This window comes from Microbacterium sp. MEC084 (assembly GCF_004514465.2).
Classification (GTDB): Bacteria; Actinomycetota; Actinomycetes; order Actinomycetales; family Microbacteriaceae; genus Microbacterium.
The window spans coordinates 1-25092 of sequence record NZ_MYFP02000013.1; the positions used below are offsets into that span (position 1 = coordinate 1).

The window sequence follows — 25092 nt, forward strand, 5'->3', positions numbered from 1 at the left end:
CCAGGTCCACACCGTCTGCCACGGCCCGAACACCGCCGGCAGATCCCGCCACGCGATCCCCGTCCGATACCGGTACACGATCCCCTCCACCATCGTTCGAGCGTCGGAGAACTTCCGCCCCGGCCGGCCCGTGGGACGCGGCAGCATCCCCTCGATCAACGACCACTGAGCATCAGAGAGCATCTGAAACCGCGACACCCCTCGAGACTCTCAGCCGCAGCCCCCAACCTTTGTCAGACACGCCCTAGGCCTCAGTCCCGGGGCCGGAACACCTCCCGCAGCCGCTCCCACGCCGGCTCGCGCACGAACACCGGCACCGTCGCGCGGGCGGCGACGTCCGCGAGGTGGGGCGCGCCGCCGGTCACCGCCGCCCCGGTGCGCGCGTCGATCCACTCGCCCTGCGGCAGGTACACCTCCCAGGTCACGGCACCGGGCTCGAGCACGGGAGCCACGAGCACGTCGTCCCCGAGCAGCCACTGGATCGGGTGCGCCCACACGCGCTCGTCGTCGGGGTGGTCGAAGAAGAGCGGGCGCATGAGCGGCCGGGACGTCCGGATGGTCGCGCGAGCCGACTCCGCAAGGTACGGGACGAGCCGCTCGCGCAGCTCCACGAGCTCCCGCACCTCGTCGATCACGGCGGCGTCGCCCGTGCGCTCGGCGATGTTCCACGGGGTGCGGTCGTTCGACGGCAGGCGGTGGTGGTTGAACTCCGAGTGGTACTGCATGATCGGCACGAAGACGCTCGCGGCCATGGCGCGCACGTACAGCTCGGCGTCCGGGATCGGACCCGAGAAGCCCGCGATGTCCCATCCCCAGTACACGATCCCGCTCGCGGCGGCGGACAGCCCCGCCAGCATCGACCAGCGGAACGCCTCCCAGGTGGAGTTCTCGTCGCCGGCCCAGAAGGCGCCGTGCGCCTGGGACCCGGTGAACCCCGCCCGGCTGAACGTCACGGGTGCCTTGCCGGCCGACTCGAGGAGCCGTCCGTAGGCCGCGGCGTACGCGGTCGGGAACGTGTTGTTCGCCTCGTCGCCGCGCCGCCCGTCGAGATAGGCCAGCTCGGCGCCCCACGCGTGCTCGCCGCCGTCGGTCTTGAAGCCGTCGACGCCCACCTCCTCGACGAGATAGCGCCGCTTCTCGGTCCACCACCGCGCCGCGCGCTCGTCGGTCAGGTCGGGCATGAGCGACAGCGGGAACCACCAGCCGCGGTTGCGGTACGGGCGCAGGCCGCCGTCGGGCGTCTCCTCGCGGATCAGCACGCCGGCCTCGCGGGCCGCGCGCGCGTCGGCCGCGGCCTGGCCCACCGGATGCGGGCGCATCTTGATCAGCGGGATCTGCCAGAGGTGCACGCGCACGCCCTCCTCGTGCAGCGCATCGACCATGCCCTTCGGATCGGGCCACGCCCCGTCGGCGGGGAACGTGAAGTCGGACAGCCGCATCGGGCCGCCGTCCTCGCGCACCGCGTACCGCGCGTCGCGGAAGATCGTGAAGCTCGACTCGTCGCTCCACGCCTCGATCACGACGTTGCGCACCGGGATGCGGTGCTCGCGGTGCAGCTCCATCTGCCGCAGCACCTCGGCCTGGGTGTTCCACTCGTTGCCGCTCGCCCACAGCCCGAACACCCAGTCGGGAAGCTCGGCCGGGCGCCCCACCTCGGCGAGGAACCGGTCGAGCACGACGGCGGGGGATCCCGAGTAGAGGGCGACCTCGACGGCGCGCTCGGCGCCGGCGGGCGCGTCGACCTCCGCCTCGATCACGACGCGGTCGGCGCGCTCCGCTCCGACGTCGAACGACACGCGCCGGGAGGTCCGCACGTGGAAGCCCCATCCGGCCCCGCCCACGACGTGCGCGAACGGCATCGGAAGGTACGTGCGGCGATGCGCGCCCTGGCTCTTGTACTGCTCGAACACCACGGAGTCGAGCGCCGCGCCGCGCTGGTCGAGCGCGTCGTAGCGCTCGCCGAAGCCCGCGACGTGCTCGCCCTCGGCCAGCGGAAGCGCGAAGCGGACGCGACGCACGCGCTCGCCGTCGGACAGCACCTCGATCGAACCGGGGATCACCGGCACGGCGTCGCCCTCGACGCCCAGGACCTCGGGTCCCGCGGCCCGCCACGACGCGACGCGCGTCTCGAACCATCGCGTGCGCTGCTCTGTGCCGTCCTCGCGGGCGGCCCGGAAGCGGTACCGCAGGCGCGATCCGGCATCCGGCGCGACGATCTCGGTCTGCCACCCGCCGGCCTGTCGCGCCTTGCGGGCCTGCGCCGAGGCGAGGTGGCCGCCGTCCACGGCCTGGCCGCGCGACGATCGCAGAACCGGGGCGAGCGCGACCGGCTCGACCGCGGCGCCGTCCACCGCGTACTCGAGCGCGACGCCGGTCACGGGGCCCGACGTGCGCACGCCCAGGCGGAGGGGCTCCGCGGCGACGGGGTGGACGGGACTGCGCTGCTCGGTGTCGTCGGAGTACGGGTGACCCGAGCCGTGCGGACGATGGCGGATCATGCCGCGACCTCCTCGTGGACGTCGCTGCCCGTGCCGCCGGCGAGCCCGAGCTCGGCGGCGAGGCGCAGCACCATGGCGTGGCTCCACAGCAGCGGGGTCGCAGGCGGACCCCAGCGGTCGATCCAGGCCTGCCTGTGCGACGCGTCCAGCAGCGGTCCGTCGACCTGCTCGGGGATGTGGCCCTCGGGCGTCTCGGTCGAGGCCGCCCACGCGAGCAGCCGCTCCGCGGAGTCCCGATCGCCGTTCGCGAGCTGTGCGAGCCCCAGGAAGCACGACAGCAGCGGCCAGCGTCCGCCGCCGAAGTAGGTGTCCTCGCGGAAGCGGTACACGCCGCCGTCGACGCACAGCTGCGAGGCGACCTCGGCGACCGTGCCGCGGGCGAGGTCGCTGCCCGGCTCGATCACGCCGAGCGGCGCGACGAGCGCGCTCAGGCTGCCGTCGACCTCGACGCTGCCGATCCACTTCACGAGGTGGCCGTCGGCCACGCCGCGCTCCGTGAGGAGCGCGCGGATCTCGGCGGCCGCGGCCCGGGCGGCCGCCGCGCGCGAGCCGAGGACCATCCCGCTGTCGGCGGCGCTCTCGAGGCCCGCCACGATGCATCCGAGGGTCGACGGATGCACGTGCTCCGAGTGCTCCTCCCACCAGTCGTAGCAGGGCCGCTGCCACGACCCGATCAGGTAATCGACCGTCAGCTCGGCCGCGTCCCGCCAGCGCTCGACGTCCGAGCCGTGCCTCTGCGCGTGCGCCGCGGCGGCCCACATCCACGTGCCGTAGCCGTCGAGCTGGAAGTCCCACCAGTCGTCGGTGCCGACGTCGCCCGAGAACGTGAAGCGCGTGGGCAGCATCAGCTCGTCCGCGAGCGGCGCGCCCGCCCGCTCGGCCTCGATGATCGCCTCCACCCGCACGCGGTGCCGCAGGATCACGCGGGCGCACCAGTCGAAGAACGCCTCGGCCGACGCGGGCTCGCCCACGGCCGACATCGCGTCCGCGATGAACGCGCCGTCGCGGAACCAGCTGTAGCCGCGATAGGCCGAGAAGGTCGGGCTGGCGGGGTACGCCCCGCCGGCGTCCTGCAGGGATCGGATGAGGTCGCGCGATCGCGCGAGCAGGGCCTCGAACTCGGGGCCGGCGAGGGATGCGGTCATGTTCCTGTTCCGTGACGTGGGGCATGGGAGGCGGTGGGCGGGCGCGAGCCCGCCCACCGCTCGGCTCGAGCGGGTCAGCCCAGCAGGGCGTTCACGCGCTCCTCGGCGGAGGCGAGCGCCTCGGCGGCCGACTTGCGGCCGGCGGCCGCCTCGGTCAGCTCCTCGGACACGATGTCCTGCATCTCGGCCTGCGCGTCTCCCACGGACGGCGCGAGCGCGACCGCCTCGAGCGAGTCGAACACCGCCTGGCGGTTGGCCGGGGCGCCCTTCTCGAGGTACGCGCTCAGCTGGGTCTCGTCGGCGATCGGGGGCAGCTCCCATCCGGCGTCCAGGCGGATGTCGACCATGGTCTGCGAGCTGGTCAGGAACTGCGCGAACTTCGTCGCCGCCTCGACGTTCTCCGAGCCGGCCGAGACCCCGACCGCGTTGGAGAACATGGCGCTGGCCTTCTGCGCGTCGCCGGGCTCGACGGCGATGTCCCAGGCGAAGTCGACGTCGGCGAGCGCTCCGAACATCCAGATGCCGGTGTGCCACATCGCGAGCTTGCCCTCCTTGAACAGGTTGGTGTCGAAGTCCGGCGTCCCGGCGCCCTGCTCGGCGGTCGGCATCGTGGTGCCGCTCTTGCCGATCAGCCACTCCGCGGCCGCGATGCCTTCGGGCGAGTTGAACGCGACGCTGGTGCCGTCGGCGCTCAGGAAGTCGCCGCCCGCCTGCGCGACGGCCTTGTAGAACTCGTGGTAGCTGATCGGCTGGTAGTCGCCCCACACGCCGGCCGCGGCGTCGGTCAGCTTCTCGGCGGCCGCGCGCTCGTCGTCCCACGTCCAGTCGGCGGTGGGGTGCTCCACGCCGGCCGCGTCGAACAGGTCGGCGTTGTAGTAGAGGACGACGTTCGAGAACGAGCTAGGCAGCGCGTACTGCGTGCCGTCGGCCGAGTACGCCTCGGCGAGCGACTGCTGATAGGCGGAGGTGTCGACGTCGAGCGGCGCCAGCACGCCGCTCTCCTGGTAGGCGGCGAAGTTCGCGTACTCGATGTCGAACACGTCGGAGACCGTGCCGCCGGCGAGATCGGTCTGGAGGGCCGTGAAGTAGTCGGCGTAGGGCAGGGTCGTCACCTCGACGGTGATGTCCTCGTTCTCGGCCTCGAACGCCTCGACGATCGCGGCGAGGTTCTCCTCGTTGCCGCCGTTCGAGATGAAGTTCGTGTACGTGATGGTGACGGGCTCGGAGCCGGCCTGGCCGCCGCTGCCGGCGCCTGCGCCGCCGCTGCAGCCGGCGAGGGCGAAGCCGAGCGCCGCGGCGACGCCGAGCGCGAGGGGGCGGGTGATGCGGGACATGTCATATCTCCTTTGATACGGGTGGGGTGAAGGTCGGGTCACTTGATGCCGGAGCTGGCGACGCCCTGGATGACGTACTTCTGGGCGAACAGGTAGAGGGCGAGCATGGGGAGGATGCTCACGACGGAGCCGGCCATCATCACGTCCCAGCGGGTCGTGTACTGGCCCTGCAGGCCGGCGAGGGCGAGGGGCAGCGTGTGGAGCTCCTCGGATCGCAGGATCACGAGCGGCCACAGGAAGCCGTTCCAGCTGCTCATGAAGGCGAAGACCGCGAGCGTCGCGAGCGCGGGGCCGATCAGCGGCAGCACGATCGTGGCGAAGATCCGGAAGTGGCCGGCGCCGTCGAGCGTGGCGGCCTCGTCGAGCTCGCGCGGCACGGCGTTCATCGCCTGGCGGAGCAGGAACACGCCGAACGCGCTGGCCACGCCGGGCAGGAGGACGCCGAGGTACGTGTCGACCAGGCCCAGATCGCGCATCTGCACGAACAGCGGCACGATCAGCACCTGGATCGGCACCATCATCGTCGCGAGGTAGACCGCGAACACCACCCCGCTGCCGCGGAACGGCAGCCGGCTGAAGGCGTAGGCCGCCAGCGAGCTGGTGACGAGCTGCAGCGCGGTCGTGGCGACCGCGAGGCCCAGCGAGTTCAGGATGACCCGGGCGAACGGCGTGCCGGAGAAGAGCTCGGCGTAGGCGTCGAACGACGGGTCGTCGGGGATGAGCCGCGGCGTCGCGTCCAGTCCGGCGCCGCTCGAGAGCGACGTGGACAGGGTCCACAGGAACGGGAAGAACATGGCCGCCGCGCCGAGGATGACGACGACGAGGAGGAACCCCCTCGAGGTGCGCTCACGCATAGACGACCCACCTCCGCTGGCCGATGATCTGCACGACGGTGACGCCGAGCACGAGCAGGAACAGGAGCCATGACAGCGCCGAGGCCTCTCCGGCCGCGCCGTAGCGGAAGGTCAGGTCGTAGATCTGCTGCACCACGACCGTGCTCGAGCCCGCGGGGCCGCCGCCCGTCATGGCGTAGACCTGATCGAACACCTGGAAGCCGTTGATCAGGGAGATCACGACCACGAAGAACGTGGACGGCGACAGGAGCGGCAGCGTCACGCTGACCAGGCGCCGCCAGCGGCCGGCCCCGTCGACCGTGGCGGCCTCGTACATCTCCTGCGGGATGGCCTGCAGGCCCGCGAGCAGGATGATCATGACGAAGCCGAGGTCCTTCCACGCCGACGCGAGGATGATCGACGCCATCGACCACGAGGGGTCCATCCACCAGCCGGGACCGGGGATGCCGAGCCAGCCGAGCGCCGTGTTGACGATGCCGACCGACGGGTTCAGCAGCCACCGCCAGACGAGGGCGACGACGATCCAGCTCGTGACCACGGGCAGGAAGTACACGCCGCGCAGGAGGTTTCGGCCGGGCAGGCGCTGGTTCAGCGCGAGAGCGAGCGCGAGCCCGCCGACGTAGACGAGCGGCAGGTAGCCGGCCAGGTAGAGCAGCGTGTTGCCGAAGGCGCGGAGCGTCTGCGCGTCCTGCACCAGCGCGGCGTAGTTGCCGAGCCCGACCCACTCCATCGGGGCGAGCAGGTTCCACTCGTGCAGGCTGACCCACAGCGCGCCGGCCATCGGGTACAGCGTGAACAGGACGAGCGGGACGGCGCTGGGCACAAGGAACGCCAGCGCGGTCGCGAGGCGACGGCGCTCCCGCCGCCGGGCCGCGACGGCGGTCACGAGGACGCCCCGGGATCCGCCGCCGCCAGGCGCTCACGCACCAGCCGACCCTGTTCCCCCGACCGCCCGTGCGCATCGAACGGGGTCGCGAGCACAAGCGCCGCGGCGCCCTGGGCCCAGCGGTCGTCCTGCCAGGTCTCGATCGACACGAGGATGCCGCGGTTGCGCGGCATGAGGCCGGCGCGGAACGCGGGCTCGAATCCGAACGACCAGTGCGGCCAGGCGTCGAGCCCCTCCCCCAGCAGGATCAGCAGCTCGGGATCGAGCAGGTTGACCACGCCGGCGAGCGTGCGGCCCAGCAGGTGGCCGGCTCGCGAGAAGATCGCCTGGGCGGCGGTGTCGCCGCGGTCCGCAGCGTCGCGCAGGGCGTCGATGCCCGCGCCGGCGGGGATGACTCCGGCCGCGCGCGCCTGGTCGATGAGCGCCGCGCGGGCGATGAGGGCCTCGAGGCAGCCGTGGGCGCCGCACTGGCACAGCGGCCCGCCCTCCTCGACGGGGACGTGACCGAGCTCTCCGGCGCCGCCGCCGCGTCCGCGCATCACGGACCCGTCGGCGATGATCCCGGCGCCCACGCCGGTGCCGATCGTGACCACGAGCGCATCTTCGTGTCCGCGCGCCTTGCCGTGCAGGACCTCGGCCATGGCGAGCGCGTTGACGTTGTTCTCGACCAGCACGGGCAGGCCGAGCTCGTCCCGGAGCACCTCGCCGAGGGGCGCGCGCTGCCAGTCGAGCTGCGTCGAGTCGACGGTTCCCGCGGCCTGATCGTCCACGCTGCCCGGCACTCCGACGCCGACGCCGAGCAGCGTGCGCCCCGCCCCGCGCGCGATGAAGGCGCGCAGCACCTCGGCCAGCCGCGCGAGGGAGCCGTCGGCGGCCGCATCGAACGGCTCGGTGGCCGAGCGGACGACCGCACCGTCGATGCCGACCTCGACGAGCGTCACGTGGTCGCTCACGACCTTCACGCCGATCGCGTGGCCGGCGTCGGCCGCGAGCCCGAGCAGCCGCGCAGGGCGGCCGCCCTGCGAGGGGCTGTGGGTCAGCTCCGTGATGAGCGCGTCGTCGAGCAGCTGCCGGGTGATCTGCGTGATGAGCGCGGGCGAGACCGAGAGCGCCCGGGCGAGGTCGGCTCGAGACGTCGGGCCCTGCGCGCCCAGGTGCGCGAGGACGGCGGAGCGCGTGACGTCGGCGCGGCCGGTGGAGACTGCCATGGAACCCCTTTGTTCAGGACTGAAGAAACCGTACGCGCGCAGGCCGGATGTCGTCAACCGCGAAAGGTCACGACTTTGTAAACCCCTGAACTATCGTCCGGACGTGCGTTGCGCAGCGCGGCCTCGAGATCACACGGGTCCGGCGAGGTCACATCCGGATGGGTGTGACGTCGCGGCGCGGATGTGACGTGGCGCGGGCGCGTGTGATGTCGCGGACGGGGCCGCGCGGATCAGCCGAAGAGGGCGGCGCGGCGCACGCGATCGGCCTCGGCGATCGCGTCGGGCACCACCTGCGCCAGGCCGGTTCCGGCGAGCCAGGCGCCGACGGCGCCGATGCCCGGGGTGGATGCCAGGAGCGCGCGGGTGCGCTCGGTCTCGTCGCGATGGCCGACGCGCGAGGCGGGCTGCGACTGGGCGAAGCGCTCGAGGCGCGCGCCGAGCAGCTGCCGCCGCCGCAGCGGCAGGCCCAGCAGCCCGGCGGCCTCGGCGAGCGCCAGCTCGGCGACCTCGCCCTGATCCAGGCGCGACGTGGCCGGGGCCTCGTCCTGCGTGCCGAACGAGACGCGCACGACGTGCCGCCCGGCCGCGCGCTCGCGCACCCACGCCCACTTGGCGGTGACGTGCGTGAGGGCCTTGGCGCGCGACGAGCCGGGCACGGTGAGCACCCCGGTGCCGCGCGGCGCGGCGTCGAGCTCGGGCGCATCCAGCACGAGCGTCACGATGTCGACCACGGGACCGGGCAGCGGAGCCTCGGCGGCCAGGCCGTCGACGTGCGGGGCCAGCAGGCGACGCGCCGCGGCCTCCTCGGTCGCCACGAGCACGACGTCCGCGAACAGGCCGCGCTCGCCGTCGGGCTCCGCCGCACCGTCAGCCGCGGGCGCCGCGAGCGGCGTCCCGGAGGGCGCGGCATCCCGCGCGAGGCCGACCAGCCAGCCGCCGGCGCTGCGCTCGAGCGAGGCCACCGGCGCCCCCGTGCGGATCTCGACGCCCGCCGACGCGAGCTCGGACTCGAGCGCCGCGACGAGGCGGCCCATGCCGCCCGCGAGCCCGAGCACGGCCGACCCGGGCGCCTTGCCCTGACGCGCGGCCGTGAGCTCCGCGACCGCTCCCGTGAGCGATCCGGCGCGCGTCAGCGCCGCGTTCAGGCCCGGGGCGGCGGCGTCCACGTCGATGTCGTGCGGCCGGGCCGAGTACACGCCCGTGGTGACGGGCGCGACGAGCCGGTCGAGCACGGCGGAGCCGAGGCGCGACTCGACCAGCCGGCCGAGGCTGTGCTCGTGCCCGATCGTGAGCGGCGGGCGCAGGCGGTCGAGGTACGCGCGCCACGCGCCGCCCCATCCGATCACGCGGCGGACGTCCTCCGCGAACGGGTTGGCGGGGATGCCGAGCACGCCGCCCTTGGGGAGGGGCTCGGCCCTGCCGCCCGGGAGTCCCGCGACCCAGGCGCCGGCCCGGTCGGGCTCGACGACCGCGTCGCCCAGGCCGAGCTCGTCGACCAGAGCGCGGACATGGCCGCCGCGGGTCGCGAAGCTCTCGGCGCCGAGATCGAGCTCCAGACCGGCGACCTCGCCGCCGCGGATCGCGCCGCCGAGGCGATCGCCCGCCTCCAGCACCGTGACGACCATGCCGACCTTGGCGAACTCGCGCGCGGCGACCAGACCGCCGATCCCGCCGCCGATCACGACGACGCGCGTGGCGTGCGCGTGCCGGTACAGGCCGTCCAGGTCGGTCATGACCGGATGGAGTGGACCAGCTCGACGACGCGCGTCAGGACGGCCGGGTCGGCCTCGGGCGGCACGCCGTGGCCCAGGTTCACGATGTGCGCGCGCGCCGCGCGGCCGCGCTCGACCACGTCACGCACGTGCGCCTCGAGCACCTCCCACGGGGCGCCGAGCAGCGCGGGGTCGATGTTGCCCTGCAGCGTGGTGTCGGGGCCGACCAGGGCGGCGGCCTCGTCGAGCGGCTGGCGCCAGTCGACGCCGACCGCGGCGGCCGCGCCGTCCAGACGCATGTCCGCCAGGAAGGGCCCGGTGCCGACGCCGAAGTGGATCACCGGCACCGGCAGATCCGTCACGGCCGCCCGCGACTGCGGCGCGACGAGCGAGCGGTACACGGCGGGCGCGAGCGAACCGGCCCACGAGTCGAACAGCTGCACGGCCGCGGCGCCGGCCTCGATCTGGGCCTGCAGGAACGCACGGGACACCTCGGACAGCCAGCCCGCGAGGCGGTTCCAGGACCCCGGGTCGGACTGCATCATGGCGCGGGCGCGCAGGTGCTCCTTCGACGGGCCGCCCTCGACCAGGTACGCCGCGAGCGTGAAGGGCGCGCCCGCGAAGCCGATCAGGGGCGTGCCGGTCCGGTCGAGCTCGGCGACCGTGAGGCGCACCGCCTCGCGCACCGGCTCGGCCGCCGCCGCGACATCGGCCGGCGCGATGGCGGTGATGCGGGCCACGTCGACCGCCGTGCGGACGGGGGACGCGAAGACGGGCCCGCGCCCCGGCTCGATCTCGACCTCGACGCCGGCCAGGCGCAGCGGCACGACGATGTCGCTGAAGAACACGGCCGCGTCCACGCCGTGACGGCGCACGGGCTGCAGCGTGATCTCCGCCGCGAGGTCCGGCGTCAGGCACGCGTCGAGCATCCGGGTGCCGACGCGCAGCTCGCGGTACTCGGGGAGCGAGCGGCCGGCCTGGCGCATGAACCAGACCGGGGCGGTCTCGGGACGGTCGCCGGCCAGGGCCCTCAGCAGGGCGGACGAGGACAGCGGGGCGCGCGGCTCGGGCGCGTCGGCGTGGGACATGCCTCCATCCTGCCGCGTGGAAGTTCGGGATCCGCTGGGCCGCGCTCCCGGAGACGCCCGTTCTCTCGACATCGAGACATCCCGGGCCCGGATCCAGCGAGCGCTCAGTCCCCGGCTTCGACGCGGCGTAGAATCGATGCGTGCTGCTCTGTGTCACCGCGAGTCATAAGACCGCGCCGTTCGACGTCCTCGAGCAGCTCTCCGCACCCGGCGCCGACAAGATCGCACCCCTGATCGCCCCCGTCGTGGACGGCGTCGTGGTGCTCTCGACCTGCAACCGCATCGAGGCGTACGTCGAGACGGACCGCGACGACAGCGCCGAGCTGATCGCCGAGGCGATGCGCACGGCCTCGGGCCTGAGCCCAGAGGAGTTCGCGGGCGCGTACACGGTCAAGACCGAGGCCAAGGCAGCCGAGCACCTGTTCGCGGTGGCCGCGGGCCTCGAGTCGGTCGTGATCGGCGAGGGCGAGATCGGCGGCCAGGTGCGCCGCGCTCTGACCGACGCACGCCACCACGGCACGACGACCAGCGACCTGGAGCGGATGTTCCAGCGAGCGACCGAGACCCAGAAGGCCATCAAGAACGCCACGGCGCTCGGCCGAGCCGGCCGCTCGCTGGTGCGGCTTGCCCTCGAGCTCACCGACAGCCGCCTCGCCGACTGGACGACGCAGAAGGTGCTGCTGGTCGGCACGGGCATGTACGCGGCGGCCACCATCGCGGCGCTGCGCGACCGCGGCGTCACGGACATCACGGTCTACTCCCCCTCGGGGCGCGGCGCGAAGTTCGGCGCCAAGTACGGCATCGCCCACGCCACGCGCGCGAATCTCGTCGAGACGGCGGTCGCGAGCGACATCGTCATCACGTGCACGAACGCGGACGAGCCCGTCGTCACCCCCGCGACGATCGAGGGTCTCGCCAAGCCGCTGTTCGTGATCGACCTCGGCATGCCCCGCAACGTCGACCCGGCGGTGGGCGAGATCCGCGGCGTGACCCTGCTCGACCTCGAGACGATCCGCCTGCACGCGCCGCTCGAGGAGCTGCAGGCCACCGACACCGCGCGCGCCATGGTCAAGGACGCCGCCGCGCGCTTCGTCGACGTCAGCCGCAGCCGCGCCGCCCAGCCGGCGGTGGTGGCGTTGCGCGAGAAGGTGTTCGGCCTGCTCGAGGCCGAGATCGCGCGCCACCCCGAGTCCGAGGCGGCCCTGCGCCACCTGGTGGGCACGCTGCTGCACACGCCGACGGTCCGCGCGGCCGACTACGCGATGCAGGGCCGCGCCGACGAGGTCTTCGCAGCGATCGAGACGCTCTTCGGCATCGACGCGCGTCCCGCCGCGGCAGCGGCGGGTGGGCAGCAGGCCCAAGCCGCGGCGGCGTGCCCGGTCACGGGCGCCGTCGCTCTGTCCTGACGCGCGCTCCACACGCCCTGACACACGGGGTTCCCGCGCCGTTTCGGCTCGCTCGGCGAACGAGGGAGGAGGACGACGGACCCTCGCGGGCGAGCGGATCGCTCGTCCCGCGGCCCGTGATGCCGAGCGAACAGCGCATATGACGACCCCCTCCGGGGCGAGCCTCGCTCGCGCCGGAGGGGGTCGTCAGAGGTCCGTCAGTACGACGCCTTGAGGATGTCGATCACGCTCTGCGGCAGCTCCTGGAGCGTCGGCACGACCTCGTCCTTCATGTCCTCGCCCGAGAGGAAGTCGATGCCGAGCTTGGCCTTCTCGGCCATCTCGACCACCTCGGGGTCCTCGACCGCCGCGGCGAGCGCGTCCTGGAGGCAGCCGAGGGTGCCCTCGTCCATGCCCGGCGGCGCGACCAGCGGACGACCGAACTCGGTGATGAGCTTGATGCCGTCGAGGATCGCCGTCTGCTCGTCGGTGAGGTCGAGCTCGCTGAGCGTGGCGGCGTCGGGCGACTCGGCCGGAGCCTCGTCCGCGAACGCGAGCACTGCGTGCGACTCGCCGCTCTCGATGCTGGCGCGACGGCTGTCCAGCGGGCCGGCGATCGCGTCGACGTTGCCCTGGATGAGCGCGAGCTCGGTCTCGGACTGGCCGCCGAAGCCCGTGACGACCTCGGCGTTCTTCAGGTCGAAGACCTCGATGAGCGTCTGCGCGAGGATGTAGTCCGACGAGCCGCGGCCGGTCGAACCGAACGTGAAGCCGTCGCTGGCCAGCACGTCGTCCCAGGTCTTGAAATCGCCCGAGGTCGCGGTCGCGACCACCGGGTCGTCGATCGCGATGCGGCCGACGTAGCTCAGGCCGTCGAAGTCGAACGTGGGGCCCTCGGCCTCGGCCAGGATCGCCGAGGCGGCGCCCGTGCCGTTCACGATCGCGATCTGCGAGCCGTCGGGCGTGGCCTTGGACAGCTCGTTGATGGCGAGCAGGCCGCCGGCGCCCGGCTTGTTGATCGGGACGACCTCGGCGCCGAGCGCGTTCTCGAGGCCCGGGAGGACCGTGCGCGCGAGGGTGTCGTAGCCACCGCCCGGCGAGTAGGGGATGACCAGTTCGACGGTCTTGCCCTCGAACGCCGCGCAGGCATCCGCGCCGTCGCCGGTGGGAGCGGCGGCTCCCTGCTGGCCGGGCGCCGAGCAGCCGGCGAGAGCGAGTGCGCCGATCGCGAGCGAGCTCGCGGCGATGCGGGTCCAGGTGAACCGCTTGAGAGTCATGTGACAGGGACCTTCCTTGGTGAAGTGTCGACTACGTAGGTGGGATGCCGACGGCTCGGATCAACCGCCGGGGAGGAGGACGCCGACCGGCGTCAGGATGAGCGTGACGATGCGCGTCAGGGTGTACAGGGCACCGGTCAGCACGACCGCGTAGATCAGCGCGAAGTACCACTTCTTCCTGCCCACCCAGGACAGGTAGGCGAAGGAGAAGACGGCCGTGGCGACGAAGATGCCCGCCAGCCACATCACGATGAGGAATCCCGCGGCGAAGCCGAGGGCCGTCAGCCAGTCCTTGCGCGAGGCGGTCGCGAAGGCCTCCTCGGGGTTGTCCGGGTCCGCCTCCTCCGCCTGGTGCTTCAGCGCGACGAGCTCGTCCTCGACGGCCGTGGACTCCTCCGCGACCTCCGGGGCCGTGCGCATCTTGATGAGGCTGCGCACGACGGTCCAGGCGGTGCCGAGGATGCCGACGATCGACACCAGCCGCGGCAGCAGCACCGCATCGGCCGGGTACATGAAGCTCGCCGCGAGGAACCCCGCGAAGACGAGGAGGAGGATGCCCGCGATGATGAGGTCGGGCCTGAGCGCCTTCTTGTCGACGATGGTCACTTCTTCTTCCCCAGGGTGCGGATGACACGGGTGCCGACACCGACAGGAGCCGCGTCCGACTCGCCCTGCTTGCGGGCGAAGCGGATGCCGAAGCCGACGACGCCGAGGACGACGACGGCGAGGATGAGCACGCCCGGACGGACGAGCCACTCGGCGCCGAAGATGGTCAGCGAGAGGTTCAGGTACTGCTCGATGAGCGGCCCGAGCACCAGCGCGAGCAGGAACGGCACGCGCGGCCAGTCCCAGCGGAGGCAGACCACGCCGAGCGCGGCCGAGCCGAGCATGACGAACAGGTCGCCCCAATTGCTGCTGGCGGTGTAGGCGCCGACGATGAGGAACAGGAGCAGCACCGGCGTCATGACGGCGCCGTTGATCTTCGTCAGGGCCGCGAGCGGACGGGCCAGCAGCAGCGCGAGGACGATGCCGAGCAGGCCGGCGATGATCACGGTCCAAGCCATCGAGAAGGTGACGTCGAGCTTGTCCTCGAGCATCTCCTTTCCGGGGTTGATGCCGAGGATCAGGAAGCCGCCCAGCAGGACCGCAGTCGCGGCGCCCGAGGGGATGCCGAACGCGATGGTGGGGATGAGCGATCCGGCGTCCTTCGCGACGCCGACCGCACCGGCGGCGATGAGGCCGTCGTCCGCGCCCTTGCCGAACTTCTCGGGGTCCTTCGACGTCTGGCGGGCGTGGCCGTACGCGATCCACTGCGCCACCGTGCCGCCGAGGCCCGGCAGCAGACCCACCGCGACGCCGATGGCCGACGTGCGGATCATGAGCCACCAGTGCCTGAACGGCACCGCGAGACCGGCGCGGACGCCGGAGAGCTTGGCGCCGCCCAGGGAGGGCGCGGCGATCGACGAGCGCGACAACATCAGCTGCAGCACCTCGGCTCCACCGAACAGGCCCACGACGACGGGGACGAGCGCGATACCCGACCACAGGTACAGTTGGCCGAAGTCGAAGCGGGCCACGCCATACGTCGGGTCGATGCCGATGTACGACACGAGCAGGCCCAGGGCCACCATGATGAGGCCCTTTCCGGGGCTCTTGCCCGCGAGCGACACCACGAACGACAGACCGACCAGCGCCAGCATGAAGAACTCGGGCGGGCCGATCAGGAGGACAAGCGGGCGGATGATCGTGACGAACAGGCCGAGCACCACGGCACCGAACACGATGCCGACGGCGGAGCTCATCAGCACCATGGCGAGCGCGCGGCCGCCCTGGCCCCTCTTCGTCATGGGGTAGCCGTCCAGCACCGCCGCGGCGGAGGTCGCCTCCCCGGGGATGCCGAACAGCACCGACGTGATGTCACCGGACGTGGTCGTGACGATCCACATCGAGAGCAGGAATGCGAGGCCCTGGACGGGCTCCATGACGAAGGTGAACGGAAGGAGAAGGGCGATCGCGACCGCTCCGCCGAGGCCGGGCAGCACGCCGACCAGGAAGCCGACGAGAATGCCGACGACCATCAGGCCGAGCGTCTCCCATTGGAGCAGCTGGGCGAGCCCGCTGCCGATGGCTTCGATCATGAGGTCCTCTCAAACGTCGTTGTTCGGGGTGCGAGACGTCGAAGTCCGTGCCCTCAGGCGCCCGTTCCTGCGCCGGACTTCGGGTGCCGCGGTGCAGTGCTTCGCACCACTCTACTCGAGGTCTAATGGTCTCACCAACAGCTGCTCGCCGCCGTAGGCAGCCCCGCACGACGATACGGTGATCAGGACCTCCCCGGCCTCACCAGCACGCTCGGCAGACCGACCAGCACCGCGATGACGGCCGTCGCAAGACCCGCACTGGGCAGTATCAGCACCAGGGCGCCGATGCCCATCGGGGCGAGCAGCAGGGCCGCCGCACGGTAGGTGCCGGCCGCGGCGATCGAGCGCCCCTGGTCCTCGGGGCCGACGGCCTCCGCGGCGAGGGTCGGCTGGAAGGTCTGCAGCAGACCGGCGCCGATGCCCGACAGGAACAGGAAGGTCGCCGCGAGCCAGATCGACTGGGTGACGAAGGTGAGCATGACGAGGCTCACGACCGTGATCATGGTGGCGGTCACCGCCGAACGGCGCACGCCCAGCCGGCGCACCTGGTGCGCGACCGACGAGCCGATGAGGGCGGCGAGGTTCGCGACGGTGCCGAGGATGCCGGTGAGGGCGAGCGAGTGCCCGGCCGCGGTCAGCAGAACCGGCACGTACGAGCTCAGGATGCCGCGCCAGGTTCCGGCCGTGACGCCCATCAGGCCCGCGGCCACGACGCCCGGACGCATCCAGACAGGCCTCTCGGGCTCGGCGTCCGGATCCAGCGGCGGACGCGGGAACGGCGCGTGGTGCGCCAACACCATGCTCGCGGGCACGCCGATGCCGGCCGCGATCGCCGCGACCCACATCGCCGCCTGCAGGGAGAACTCGCCGATCACACCCGCGAGGATCGGGCCCGCGAGCATGCCGGCTCCGTTGGTCACATTCATCAGCGCGACCGACTTGACGGGCTTCCGGTTGGTGTTGCGCACCACGTGGATCTGCGATCCGGTGAAGAAGTACGCGCGCGCGGCGCCATGCAGCACCTGCGAGACCAGGAAGACCCACAGCACGCTGCTCGTGGCGAGCATGGCGCATGAGACGAGCATCATCACCAGCGCCACCACGATCAGCGTCTTGGTGGCGAACCGGTCTATCAGCACGCCCATCCCCATGCGGGCGAGCAGCTGGAACACGGCCGACACGGCCACGAAGAAGCCGATCGCGGCGAGCGAGTAGCCGGCGTCGTCCGCGACCAGCGGGACGAGCACCGTGGCCATGCCGACCGACACCGAGAAGAGGAAGATCGACCCCTCGGACAGCCAGTCCTGCTTGTCCCAGCTGAACGCCCCGCGCTCGGTCACGCCGCGTTCAGTCGATCATCCGATCGCCGAAGATCAGCGACTTGATCGTGACGGGGACGGTGCCGGATGGCTGACGCAGCCGACCGAGGTCGACGTAGTCGAAGTCGCGCAGGAACAGGCCGTCGAGCACGAGCAGACCGCTCGTCACGCCGAGCTCGGTGCGGAGGATGCGTCCGAGGCTCAGCCCCACGTCGGCGTGCAGCACGAGGAACGTCGGGCGACCCACGTCGATGCGCTCGGCGAGTCCGGCGCGGACGCCGTCCGCGAGGGCGCGCACGCGGGGGTATGCCGGGGCGCCCCGGAAGTCGAGCGCGACGGCGATCTCGTCATCGCGCTCGACGCCGAACGCGGCGAGGCGCTCGCGGATCGCCGTGGCGATCGCCTCGGCGTCGACGTCGCCGAACGCGTCCTCGGGGAGGTCGTACCTCGGCGCGATCACCTGGAGATTGCGGCGCGGGAGGAGGAGATCGGCGTCCTCGCGGTGGGTGCTGATGCCCGAGAGCTGGACGCTGTACTCCGACGCGCCCAGCACGGTGGCGCGGATGCGCTCCGCCGCTTCGAGCAGCGGCAGCGTGCGGCCGTCGACGATGTCGCGCAGGGCGTGTCCGAGGCGGAGCCCCAGGTCGCCGAAGTCGCGCGTCTCGTTGCGATAGACGTACTCGCCCACGCCACCCGAGAAGACGACGCCGTCGATCGTGGCGAAGTCCACGACCAGCGGATCGGTGAGCCAGAGCTCGTCATCGCCGGCGCCGTCGAGGAGCTCGAACACGGCCTCGGCCATGCGCGCGGCGATGGCGTCAAGGTCCTCTTCGGCGACCGAGCCGAACAGCTCGAGCGAGCGGTGGGCGTCCTCGGCATGCTTGCGGCCCGCGGGCTCCAGTCGGACGATGTGCCCGTCTTCGTGGGCGAGCAGGCGGCCGCCGACGTGCAGGGCCGCGGTGGTCTTCACCTCGCCCGCCTCGATGAGGCTGAGCTTGGTGGTGCCGCCGCCGATGTCGATGTTGAGGATGCGCGAACCCGCCGCGTTCGAGACGCGCACGGCACCCGAGCCGTAGGCGGCGAGCATGGCCTCCATGTGATGACCGGCGGTCGCCGTGACGAGGTCGCCGGCGCGCTCCGCGATGACCGTGGCGATCGCCTCGGAGTTCTCGCGACGCAGTGCCTCGCCGGTGAGGATGACCACGCCGGTGTCCACCGCCGCGGGGTCCAGCTTCGCGTCGTCGTAGGCGCGGTCGAGCAGGCCGCCGAGCGCCTCGGCGTCGATCGTGAGGTCGGCGGCGAAGGGCGTCAGATGCAGCGGCGAGCGGTGCAGCGTTTCGCGCTCGACCACGATGTAGCGCGACGTGAGGTCCTCGCCGCGTCGGCGCAGGACCAGGCGCGAGAACACGATCTGCGTTCCTGCGGACCCGATGTCCACGCCCACGCTGACCATCTCCACGTTGTCGCGCTGCCAGATCGGGTTGTCGGCGAAGGCCGCCGCCAGCTCCCGGGCGTCGAGCGCGTGATCGTGATCATGATCGTGATCACCGTGGTGATCGTGGTCATGGCCGTGATCGTTCCCTCGGTAGATGCCGGCGGCGTCGAGCCCGTTGGGGCTCAGCGCCGCGACGTCGTAGGGGGCGTGGGTGTGAATGGTGTCAGCGTGGGCGTGCACCGGGGGCTTCCTTACTGCTTGGGCGGCAGGTCGGCGAGCTCGGCCTCGTAGACCGCGTCCATCTGCGGCTTCAGGCCGATCTTCGCGAGCTCGGTCGCGAAGGTGTCGCGCACGATCTGCGACTCGTCCGCGTAGTCGATCTGGTCCCCGCCGATGCGCTGCGAGATCCACGCCTTCGGCACGCCCTGCGCGTTGCGGATCGACACGACCTCGTGCTTGAACGCGAGGTAGCGGGCCGGCTCCGAACCGGTGTTGAAGTGCTGGTGATACCACATGTTCGGCGGAACGATCATGGAGCCGGCGTGCCAGTCGTAGCGCCGGGGCTCCTCGCCCTCCGGCCACATCAGCGAGTAGCCCTCACCCGAGAGGATGATGACGTGCGCACCCGGTCCGTGACGGTGACCCTTCTTGTAGGTCGCCGGCGGGAACTGCGAGATGTGGCTGTTCTGCGAACCGCGCGCCATCGTGAAGCGGATGTGACCGCCGCCCGCGCCGCGCTCTTTCGCCGAGATCAGGGGCAGGCCCACCGAGTCCCAGACGAAGTTCGTCTTGAGCAGCAGACCATCCTGCTCGTCCTTGTTGTCGAAGTAGTCGGGCTCTCCGTTGAAGCGCGACGGGAAGTCGTACGGCGTGTTGAACACGAACTCGGGGTCGTCGAACATGTTGATGATCGGCGGGCCGTTCGTCGACGAGACGAACCGCGCAGGCTCCGAGCCCGAGGCGTTGAAGTGCTGGAAGTTCGTGTTCAGCGGGATCGCGAAGATCGAGTTGGGGCCCCACTCGAACGTGATCTTCTTGCCCTTGTCGTTCCAGACGGTCGTCGAACCGTGGCCCGACAGCACGAGGATCTGCTCCTCGAAGAGCTGACGCTGCGGAGCGAGCGAGCCGCCCGCCGGGATCTCGGCGACGTAGCAGTCGTTCGAGGTGCGGGACGCCTCGTGGTTGATGAACACCCCGCGGCCACCGCGGCGGTCCCACGGCTTCAGCTCGACGGTCTTCAGGTCCTCGACGTAGTGGGCGGCGATGATGTCCAGCCCTTCCGCGGCGACCCAGCGGACATACGGGCTGTCCTTCTCCGTCTTGAACTTGTTCGCAAGCTCAGGAGATACGAGCGCATCCTTGGCCATTTGCGTTCCTTTCTTCTTCTGTCGGGTGGAGGAAGTCGTGATGTCTAGTGCGCTGTTGCCTTCGCTCCGGCGTACTCGCGCACGGCATTCGCGCGCGGCAGGAAGGCAGCCGCATACACGGCCGTCAGAATGCCTCCGAGCGTCAGGGCGACCGCGGGGCCGACCATGGCGGCGAGCTTGCCCATCACCGCGTCGCCCACGGCGGGGCCGCCGCGAGAGGCCATCTGATACAGCGAGGTCACGCGACCGCGGACGGCATCCGGAGTCTCGAGCTGCACCGCCGCGTGGCGGATCGTCGTGGTGACCGCATCGAGAGCGCCGAGCAGCAGGCACGCGGGCAGCGCCACCCAGAACAGCCCCGCGTGTGCGAGCAGGATCGCCGCGCCGCCGTACAGCATGGTCGTCGCGAGCAGGATCCTGCCGAGCTTCCTGCTGCGCGTGACGAGCCGGAAGATCGTGTACGACGCCAGCAGCGCTCCCGCCGAGGGAGCCGCCGCGAGCACCCCGTACCCGACGCCGCCGACGTGCAGCACGTCCGTCGCGATGGCGGGCAGCAGCACGCGATACGCGCTGAAGATGGTCGCCGACAGGTCGAGCGACATCAGCATCCAGATCACGCCCCGCCGGCGGATGTACGAGGCGCCTTCGCGGATCTGCCGGAAGATCGACTCGTGCTTCGGCGCACCCGGCAGGTGCGGCACCTTGATGTAGAACAGCGCCAGCACCATGGCGAGGTACGACAGGGCGTCGAAGCCGTACATCAGCTGCGGCCCGCCGATCGCGATCAGCACGCCGCCGAGGCCCGGACCGACCAGCACCGCCAGCTCTCGCGACGGGTTGATCAGCGCGAACGCCTGCGGCAGCTGCTCGCGCGGCACCATCGCGGGGATGATGGCCTGGCGCACCGGGGCGTCGAACGTCGCGGCCGCCGTCGTGAGCAGCACCGCGGCGTAGATCGCCCAGATCGTGACGACACCGGCCACGGTCGCGATGGTGAGCGCGAGGGCCACCAGCATCGCCACGAACTGCGTCGCCTGCAGCAGCCGTTTACGGTCGAGCCGGTCCGCGTACACCCCTCCGAGCGGCGAGAGAACGAGGATGGCCACCGCCTGAGCGGCACCCACGAGACCCGTGTGGACAAACGAACCCGTCAGCGCATAGACGTGGAACAGAATGGCCGCAATGGTCCCGCGGGTGCCGATCTCAGAGAGGATGACACCGCCCCAATAGAAGGTGAAGCCGCGGTTCTTCAGGATCTCAGGCAGTGCCACCTTCGCGTCCTCAGTCGGCCGGGACGAGCGAGATGCTCTCGGCCTTGAGGTGGACGTAGACCTCGGTGCCCTGCTCCAGGGACACGGAGGCCGCCGTGCGGACGCGCACCTCGGTCTCACCCACGGCGACGACGTGGTCGACGGCGTCGCCGAGGAAGGCGCGTGCCACGACCCGTCCCTGCCAGACGTTCTCGCTGGCGATCGGCTGGGTCGACAGGTCCATCGCCTCCGGCCGGATCGAGGCCACCACCTTCGTGCCGGTGGGCACCGACGCGCCGCTGCTGACCTTCAGCACGCCCGCCGCCGTCTCGAGCCGGTACTCCCCGTTCGAGCTCTCGATCACCTTCGCCTCGATGAAGTTCGAGGTGCCGATGAAGTCGGCCACGAAGTGGTTGCGCGGCCGCTCGTAGATGTCGCGCGGCTTACCCACCTGCTGCACCGCGCCGTTCTTCATGACGGCGATGTTGCTCGACAGCGACAGCGCCTCGACCTGGTCGTGCGTGACGTAGATCGACGTGATGCCGAGTTCGCGCTGCAGGCGCTTGAGCTCGAAGCGCAGCGACTCGCGCAGCTTCGCATCGAGGTTCGACAGCGGCTCGTCGAGCAGCAGCAGTTCCGGCTCGATGATGATGCCGCGGCCCAGCGCGAGGCGCTGCTGCTGGCCGCCGGACAGCTTGGTGGCCTGACGGTCCGCGTAGTGCGCCAGCTCGAGGGTCTCCAGCACCCGCATGACGCGGGCCTTGATCTCCTTCTTGCTGGGTCGCGTGTTGCGCGGCATGACCTGCAGCGGGAAGGCGACGTTGTCGAACACGGTCATGTGCGGCCAGATCGCGTACGACTGGAACACCATGCCCAGGCCGCGCTGGTTGGCGGCCACGTTCACGGTCGACACGCCGTCTCCCGCGTGGAAGAACGTCCTTCCGCCGACGGTGATCTTGCCGCTGTCCGGAGCCTCGAGACCCGCGATCGAACGCAGCGTGGTCGTCTTGCCGCAGCCGGAGGGCCCCAGCAGCGTGAACATCTCCCCCCGCTCGACCTGGAGGTTCACATCGTTGATGGCGAGGACCTTCGGCGGCGCACCCTTGTGCCCCTTGGGCTTCTCACCAGGAAAGCTCTTGATGAGGTTCGCGATTTCCAACATGGGGTGATTACCTTTCGAAGTTTCTTTCAGTCCTGCTGGATGCCGACTTTGGCCCCGAGCTTGTAAGCGATGGACACCATGACGATCAGCGCCAGCACCATGAGCACACCGATGGCGGCGACGATGACCGACGAGCCGTTCTCCCACTGCTCCCAGATGAGCAGACCGAGCACCTCGGTGCCGGACTTGTACAGCAGGATCGAGCTCGACAGCTCGCGGAAGGAGACCACCAGGATGTAGATCCAGCCCGAGAGCAGACCCGGCATCAGCAGCGGCAGGAGCACGCGGCGGAAGGTCTGCCACCACGAAGCGCCGCTCATCAGCGCGGATTCCTCGAGCTCGGCGCCGATCTGCTGTTGCGACGTCACCGCGTACCGCATGCCGTAAGGCATGTAGCGGGTGAAGTACGCGATGCCGAGCAGCCACAGCGTGCCGTAGAAGGCGGTGCCGACATTGGCGTCCAGCCAGAGGTAGGTGCTCAGCAGTGCGACACCCATGATCAGGCCCGGGATCACCATCGGCACGAACGTGAACGCGTCGATCAGCTGACGGCCCGGGAGCTTGGTGCGCACCGTGATCCAGGACGCGACGGCCATGAACGCCATGCAGGCGGTCGCGGCGCTGAGGCCCAGGATCAGCGAGTTGGTCAGCGCGCGCGGGGCCGCCGGGATCTCGAACACGTCGAGGTAGTTCTGGAACGTCATCGACGCGAATGCCTCAGCCGAGGGCGTCTGCGGGTACGGCAGGAACGAGTTGAACAGCAGCACCGCCATGGGCAGGATGACCGTCACCAGGAAGTAGGCGAGGATCACCGTTCCCGCGAGCGGACGCCACTTGCCGAGCTCGATCGGACGCGGGCGGAACGCCTTGCCGGTGATCGTCTGGAACTTCTTCGCGTTGCGCGAGATGAGATTCGAGAACGTCACGCCGATCAGGGCGATCGCGAGGAGGCCGAAGGCGAGAGCCGACGCGGTGTCGGTTCCCGGCGGCCAGCCGCGGAGCTCGAAGTAGATCTGGCTGGTGAACACGTAGATATTCGCCGGCACACCGAGCAGGGCGGGCACCTCGAAGCTCTCCAGCGCGCGGACGATCATGATGACGATCGCGCCGACCAGGGCCGGCAGCACGAGCGGCAGGGTGATCTTGCGGATGACCGTGGCGCGGCTCGCGCCCGACATCGTCGCCGACTCCTCGAGCGAGGGGTCCATGGCGCGGAACGCCGCCACCATCAGCAGGAACACGATGGGTGACAGATGCAGGCCCTCGACCCAGGCCATGCCCCACACAGTGTTGATGTCGAACAGGCCCGCGCCACCGAGGTAGTGGTTCAGCAGGCCGATCTCCTTGTCGGCCAGGAAGATCCACGCGACGGTGTACAGGATGCCGGGGATCACGAGCGGGATGATCGACGAGGCGAAGAAGAGCGACTTGAACGGCACGTCCGTGCGTACCAGCAGGTACGCGAGTGTCGTGCCGACCACGACCGCGAGCACCGACGACGCCGCGGCGAACCACAGCGAGTGGCCGAGCATCTGGAACAGCTTGGTGTCGGCGTACGCCTCGATGAATCCCTCGAGGCCGATGAACTCACCGGTCAGCGGGTCGCTGAACGCGCTGCTGGCCATGAACCACAGCGGCACGACGCCGAACCAGAAGATGACCAGCGCGACGACTGCGAGGATCAGGGTCTTCGGCGTCATCAGGCGCCCGACGAGGGCGACGAAGCCGGTACCGGGCTCCTCGTCATTGCGGATCGGTCCCGTGGCCGGGGCCTTGAATCCGCGCGGCAGACGCTTCTTCGTGCGTGATATCACCTCGAGGGTGGCGGTCACTGCCCACCTCCGCCCTGGAGGAGCTCCTGATAGGCCTCATCCCACTTGTCGCTGTTCTCGGCGAGTTCGATGTTGTCGACGTAGCGCACCTCGACGTCGGCCATCGGGTCGTCGGCACCCTCCGGCACGATGGCCACGATCAGACCACGATCGAACATGAGCTGCTGGCCCTCCTCGAGCAGCCAGTCGGCGAACAGCATCGCGGCGGCCGGGTGCGCGGCGCTCTTGAGCAGTCCGAAGCCGTTCGCGCGGGCGAACACCGGGTCGACCAGCGGCAGGTAGTCCAGCGGCGCACCGTCGCGCTTCTTCTGCTCGACGATGTAGGTGTAGTTCGAGGCGGCGACATCGAAGGCTCCCGCCTGGTGCTGGTCGGCCATCGCCGTGTGGCCCTTCTGGACCTCGGCACCGTCGCGGATGTCGCCGAACAGCTGGTCGATCTCCTCCTGCGACTTGCCCTGCTCCTCCCAGTACTGGTGGAGTGCCATGAACCAGTCGTAGTCCTCGAGCTCGAGCGCGAGGCGTCCGTCCCACTTCGGATCGGCCAGCTCCTCCCAGCTCTTGGGCGCCTCGTCTGCACTCACCAAGTCGGTGTTCCAGCTCGGGGAGAAGACGTTGTAGCGCGTCGCGGTCCAGGTCTCGTACTGGCCCTCCTCGCCGACCATGTCGCGCCGCTCGCCGGCGTACTCGGCGAGCACGCCCATCTGGTTCAGCGCGAGCAGTTCGAGCGCGTTGGTCTCGACGACGTCCGCGCTGGCCGAGTTGCCCTTGACCTCCTGGGCGATCTTCGTGAGCACGTCACTCGATCCCGCGCGGTAGACCTCGATCTTGATGTCGAAGGCCTTCTCGAACTCCTCTTCGACCGCTGCGGTGATGTCGGAGGTCATCGAGGTGTAGAGGGCCAGCTGGCCCTCCTCCTCGGCCGCCTCGACGAGGGCTTCGCGGCGCTCAGTGCCGGAGAGGGCCGCCATCTCCTCGTAGAACGCTTCGGCTTCGGTCGGCTCGCCGGCGCCCGCGGCGCCGGCCGAGGCCGTGCCGGCGCCACCACAGCCCGCGAGAACGACCGAAGTCGTGAATGCGGCGATGGCGACAGCGCCCGTGCGCGTCAGTTTCATCATGATCCTCCTCCTTGAGGGTCTACGAGATCTGGCCGATGGTCCGACCATTAGAACATCATGTAATCACACTTTTGCATCCCCCGTCCA

The 25092-nt window shown here is 70.8% G+C and carries 20 protein-coding genes; 1 reads left to right on the plus strand and 19 read right to left on the minus strand.

Going from position 1 to position 25092, the window contains the following annotated elements; genetic code table 11:
• The 9 genes from B5M43_RS10970 to hemE all read right to left on the minus strand — a co-directional run.
• Nucleotides 1-198 (minus strand): transposase (locus B5M43_RS10970; protein ID WP_230667981.1); only part of this gene is annotated, 198 nt, incomplete at its 3' end.
• 53 nt (nt 199-251) lie between these two features.
• Nucleotides 252-2498, minus strand: a complete 2247-nt coding sequence (locus tag B5M43_RS10975) for a TIM-barrel domain-containing protein (protein WP_134745480.1) — start codon at nt 2496-2498, stop codon at nt 252-254.
• Nucleotides 2495-3643 (minus strand): glycoside hydrolase family 15 protein, encoded by a 1149-nt coding sequence (locus B5M43_RS10980; RefSeq protein WP_134745479.1) that lies wholly within the window; start codon nt 3641-3643, stop codon nt 2495-2497. Before B5M43_RS10980 ends, B5M43_RS10975 begins: the two co-directional genes overlap by 4 nt.
• A 74-nt stretch (nt 3644-3717) precedes the next feature.
• Nucleotides 3718-4977, minus strand: coding sequence for a sugar ABC transporter substrate-binding protein (locus tag B5M43_RS10985; protein ID WP_134745478.1), 1260 nt, complete (start codon nt 4975-4977; stop codon nt 3718-3720).
• A 38-nt stretch (nt 4978-5015) separates the two neighbouring features.
• Nucleotides 5016-5831, minus strand: a complete 816-nt coding sequence (locus B5M43_RS10990; RefSeq protein WP_134745477.1) for a carbohydrate ABC transporter permease — start codon at nt 5829-5831, stop codon at nt 5016-5018.
• Nucleotides 5824-6717 carry a carbohydrate ABC transporter permease gene (locus B5M43_RS10995; protein WP_205829471.1) on the minus strand — a complete coding sequence of 298 codons (894 nt, stop codon included), beginning with the start codon at nt 6715-6717 and terminating at the stop codon, nt 5824-5826. The genes B5M43_RS10990 and B5M43_RS10995 overlap by 8 nt, the downstream gene beginning before the upstream one ends.
• Nucleotides 6714-7925 (minus strand): ROK family transcriptional regulator, encoded by a 1212-nt coding sequence (locus B5M43_RS11000; protein WP_134745476.1) that lies wholly within the window; start codon nt 7923-7925, stop codon nt 6714-6716. Before B5M43_RS11000 ends, B5M43_RS10995 begins: the two co-directional genes overlap by 4 nt.
• A 230-nt stretch (nt 7926-8155) precedes the next feature.
• Complete coding sequence (locus B5M43_RS11005; RefSeq protein WP_134745475.1) at nt 8156-9658, minus strand: NAD(P)/FAD-dependent oxidoreductase; 1503 nt, start codon at nt 9656-9658, stop codon at nt 8156-8158.
• On the minus strand, nt 9655-10725 hold the full coding sequence (gene hemE, locus B5M43_RS11010; protein ID WP_134745474.1) for a uroporphyrinogen decarboxylase: 1071 nt from the start codon (nt 10723-10725) through the stop codon (nt 9655-9657). Before hemE ends, B5M43_RS11005 begins: the two co-directional genes overlap by 4 nt.
• A gap of 140 nt (nt 10726-10865) precedes the next feature.
• On the opposite strand from hemE, the gene B5M43_RS11015 reads away from it, so the two are divergent.
• Complete coding sequence (locus B5M43_RS11015) at nt 10866-12131, plus strand: glutamyl-tRNA reductase (protein WP_055987664.1); 1266 nt, start codon at nt 10866-10868, stop codon at nt 12129-12131.
• Nucleotides 12132-12328: 197 nt separating this feature from the next.
• Here B5M43_RS11015 and B5M43_RS11020 read toward each other — a convergent pair whose 3' ends face one another.
• The 10 genes from B5M43_RS11020 to B5M43_RS11065 form a co-directional block, all read right to left on the minus strand.
• The gene (locus B5M43_RS11020; protein WP_134745473.1) at nt 12329-13387 is read right to left on the minus strand and encodes a tripartite tricarboxylate transporter substrate binding protein; all 1059 of its coding nucleotides are present in this window, start codon (nt 13385-13387) and stop codon (nt 12329-12331) included.
• A 60-nt stretch (nt 13388-13447) separates the two neighbouring features.
• Entirely contained in the window at nt 13448-13993 is a 546-nt protein-coding gene (locus B5M43_RS11025) for a tripartite tricarboxylate transporter TctB family protein (protein ID WP_167626761.1), read from the minus strand.
• Nucleotides 13990-15525 carry a tripartite tricarboxylate transporter permease gene (locus tag B5M43_RS11030; RefSeq protein WP_134745471.1) on the minus strand — a complete coding sequence of 512 codons (1536 nt, stop codon included), beginning with the start codon at nt 15523-15525 and terminating at the stop codon, nt 13990-13992. Before B5M43_RS11030 ends, B5M43_RS11025 begins: the two co-directional genes overlap by 4 nt.
• A gap of 182 nt (nt 15526-15707) precedes the next feature.
• Entirely contained in the window at nt 15708-16865 is a 1158-nt protein-coding gene (locus tag B5M43_RS11035) for an MFS transporter (protein WP_055987658.1), read from the minus strand.
• 7 nt (nt 16866-16872) lie between these two features.
• Nucleotides 16873-18519, minus strand: coding sequence for an ethanolamine ammonia-lyase reactivating factor EutA (locus tag B5M43_RS11040; RefSeq protein ID WP_200941025.1), 1647 nt, complete (start codon nt 18517-18519; stop codon nt 16873-16875).
• Nucleotides 18520-18530: 11 nt separating this feature from the next.
• Nucleotides 18531-19646 (minus strand): ethanolamine ammonia lyase-activating protein, encoded by a 1116-nt coding sequence (locus B5M43_RS11045; protein ID WP_055987656.1) that lies wholly within the window; start codon nt 19644-19646, stop codon nt 18531-18533.
• A 44-nt stretch (nt 19647-19690) separates the two neighbouring features.
• Complete coding sequence (locus B5M43_RS11050; protein ID WP_055987654.1) at nt 19691-20917, minus strand: MFS transporter; 1227 nt, start codon at nt 20915-20917, stop codon at nt 19691-19693.
• Between the two features lie 10 nt (nt 20918-20927).
• A complete protein-coding gene (locus tag B5M43_RS11055; protein WP_134745470.1) occupies nt 20928-22058 on the minus strand; it encodes an ABC transporter ATP-binding protein in 1131 nt (376 codons plus the stop codon).
• Between the two features lie 26 nt (nt 22059-22084).
• Entirely contained in the window at nt 22085-23890 is a 1806-nt protein-coding gene (locus B5M43_RS11060; RefSeq protein WP_205829470.1) for an iron ABC transporter permease, read from the minus strand.
• Nucleotides 23887-25005 (minus strand): ABC transporter substrate-binding protein, encoded by a 1119-nt coding sequence (locus tag B5M43_RS11065; RefSeq protein ID WP_134745469.1) that lies wholly within the window; start codon nt 25003-25005, stop codon nt 23887-23889. The genes B5M43_RS11060 and B5M43_RS11065 overlap by 4 nt, the downstream gene beginning before the upstream one ends.
• Nucleotides 25006-25092: the final 87 nt, after the last annotated feature.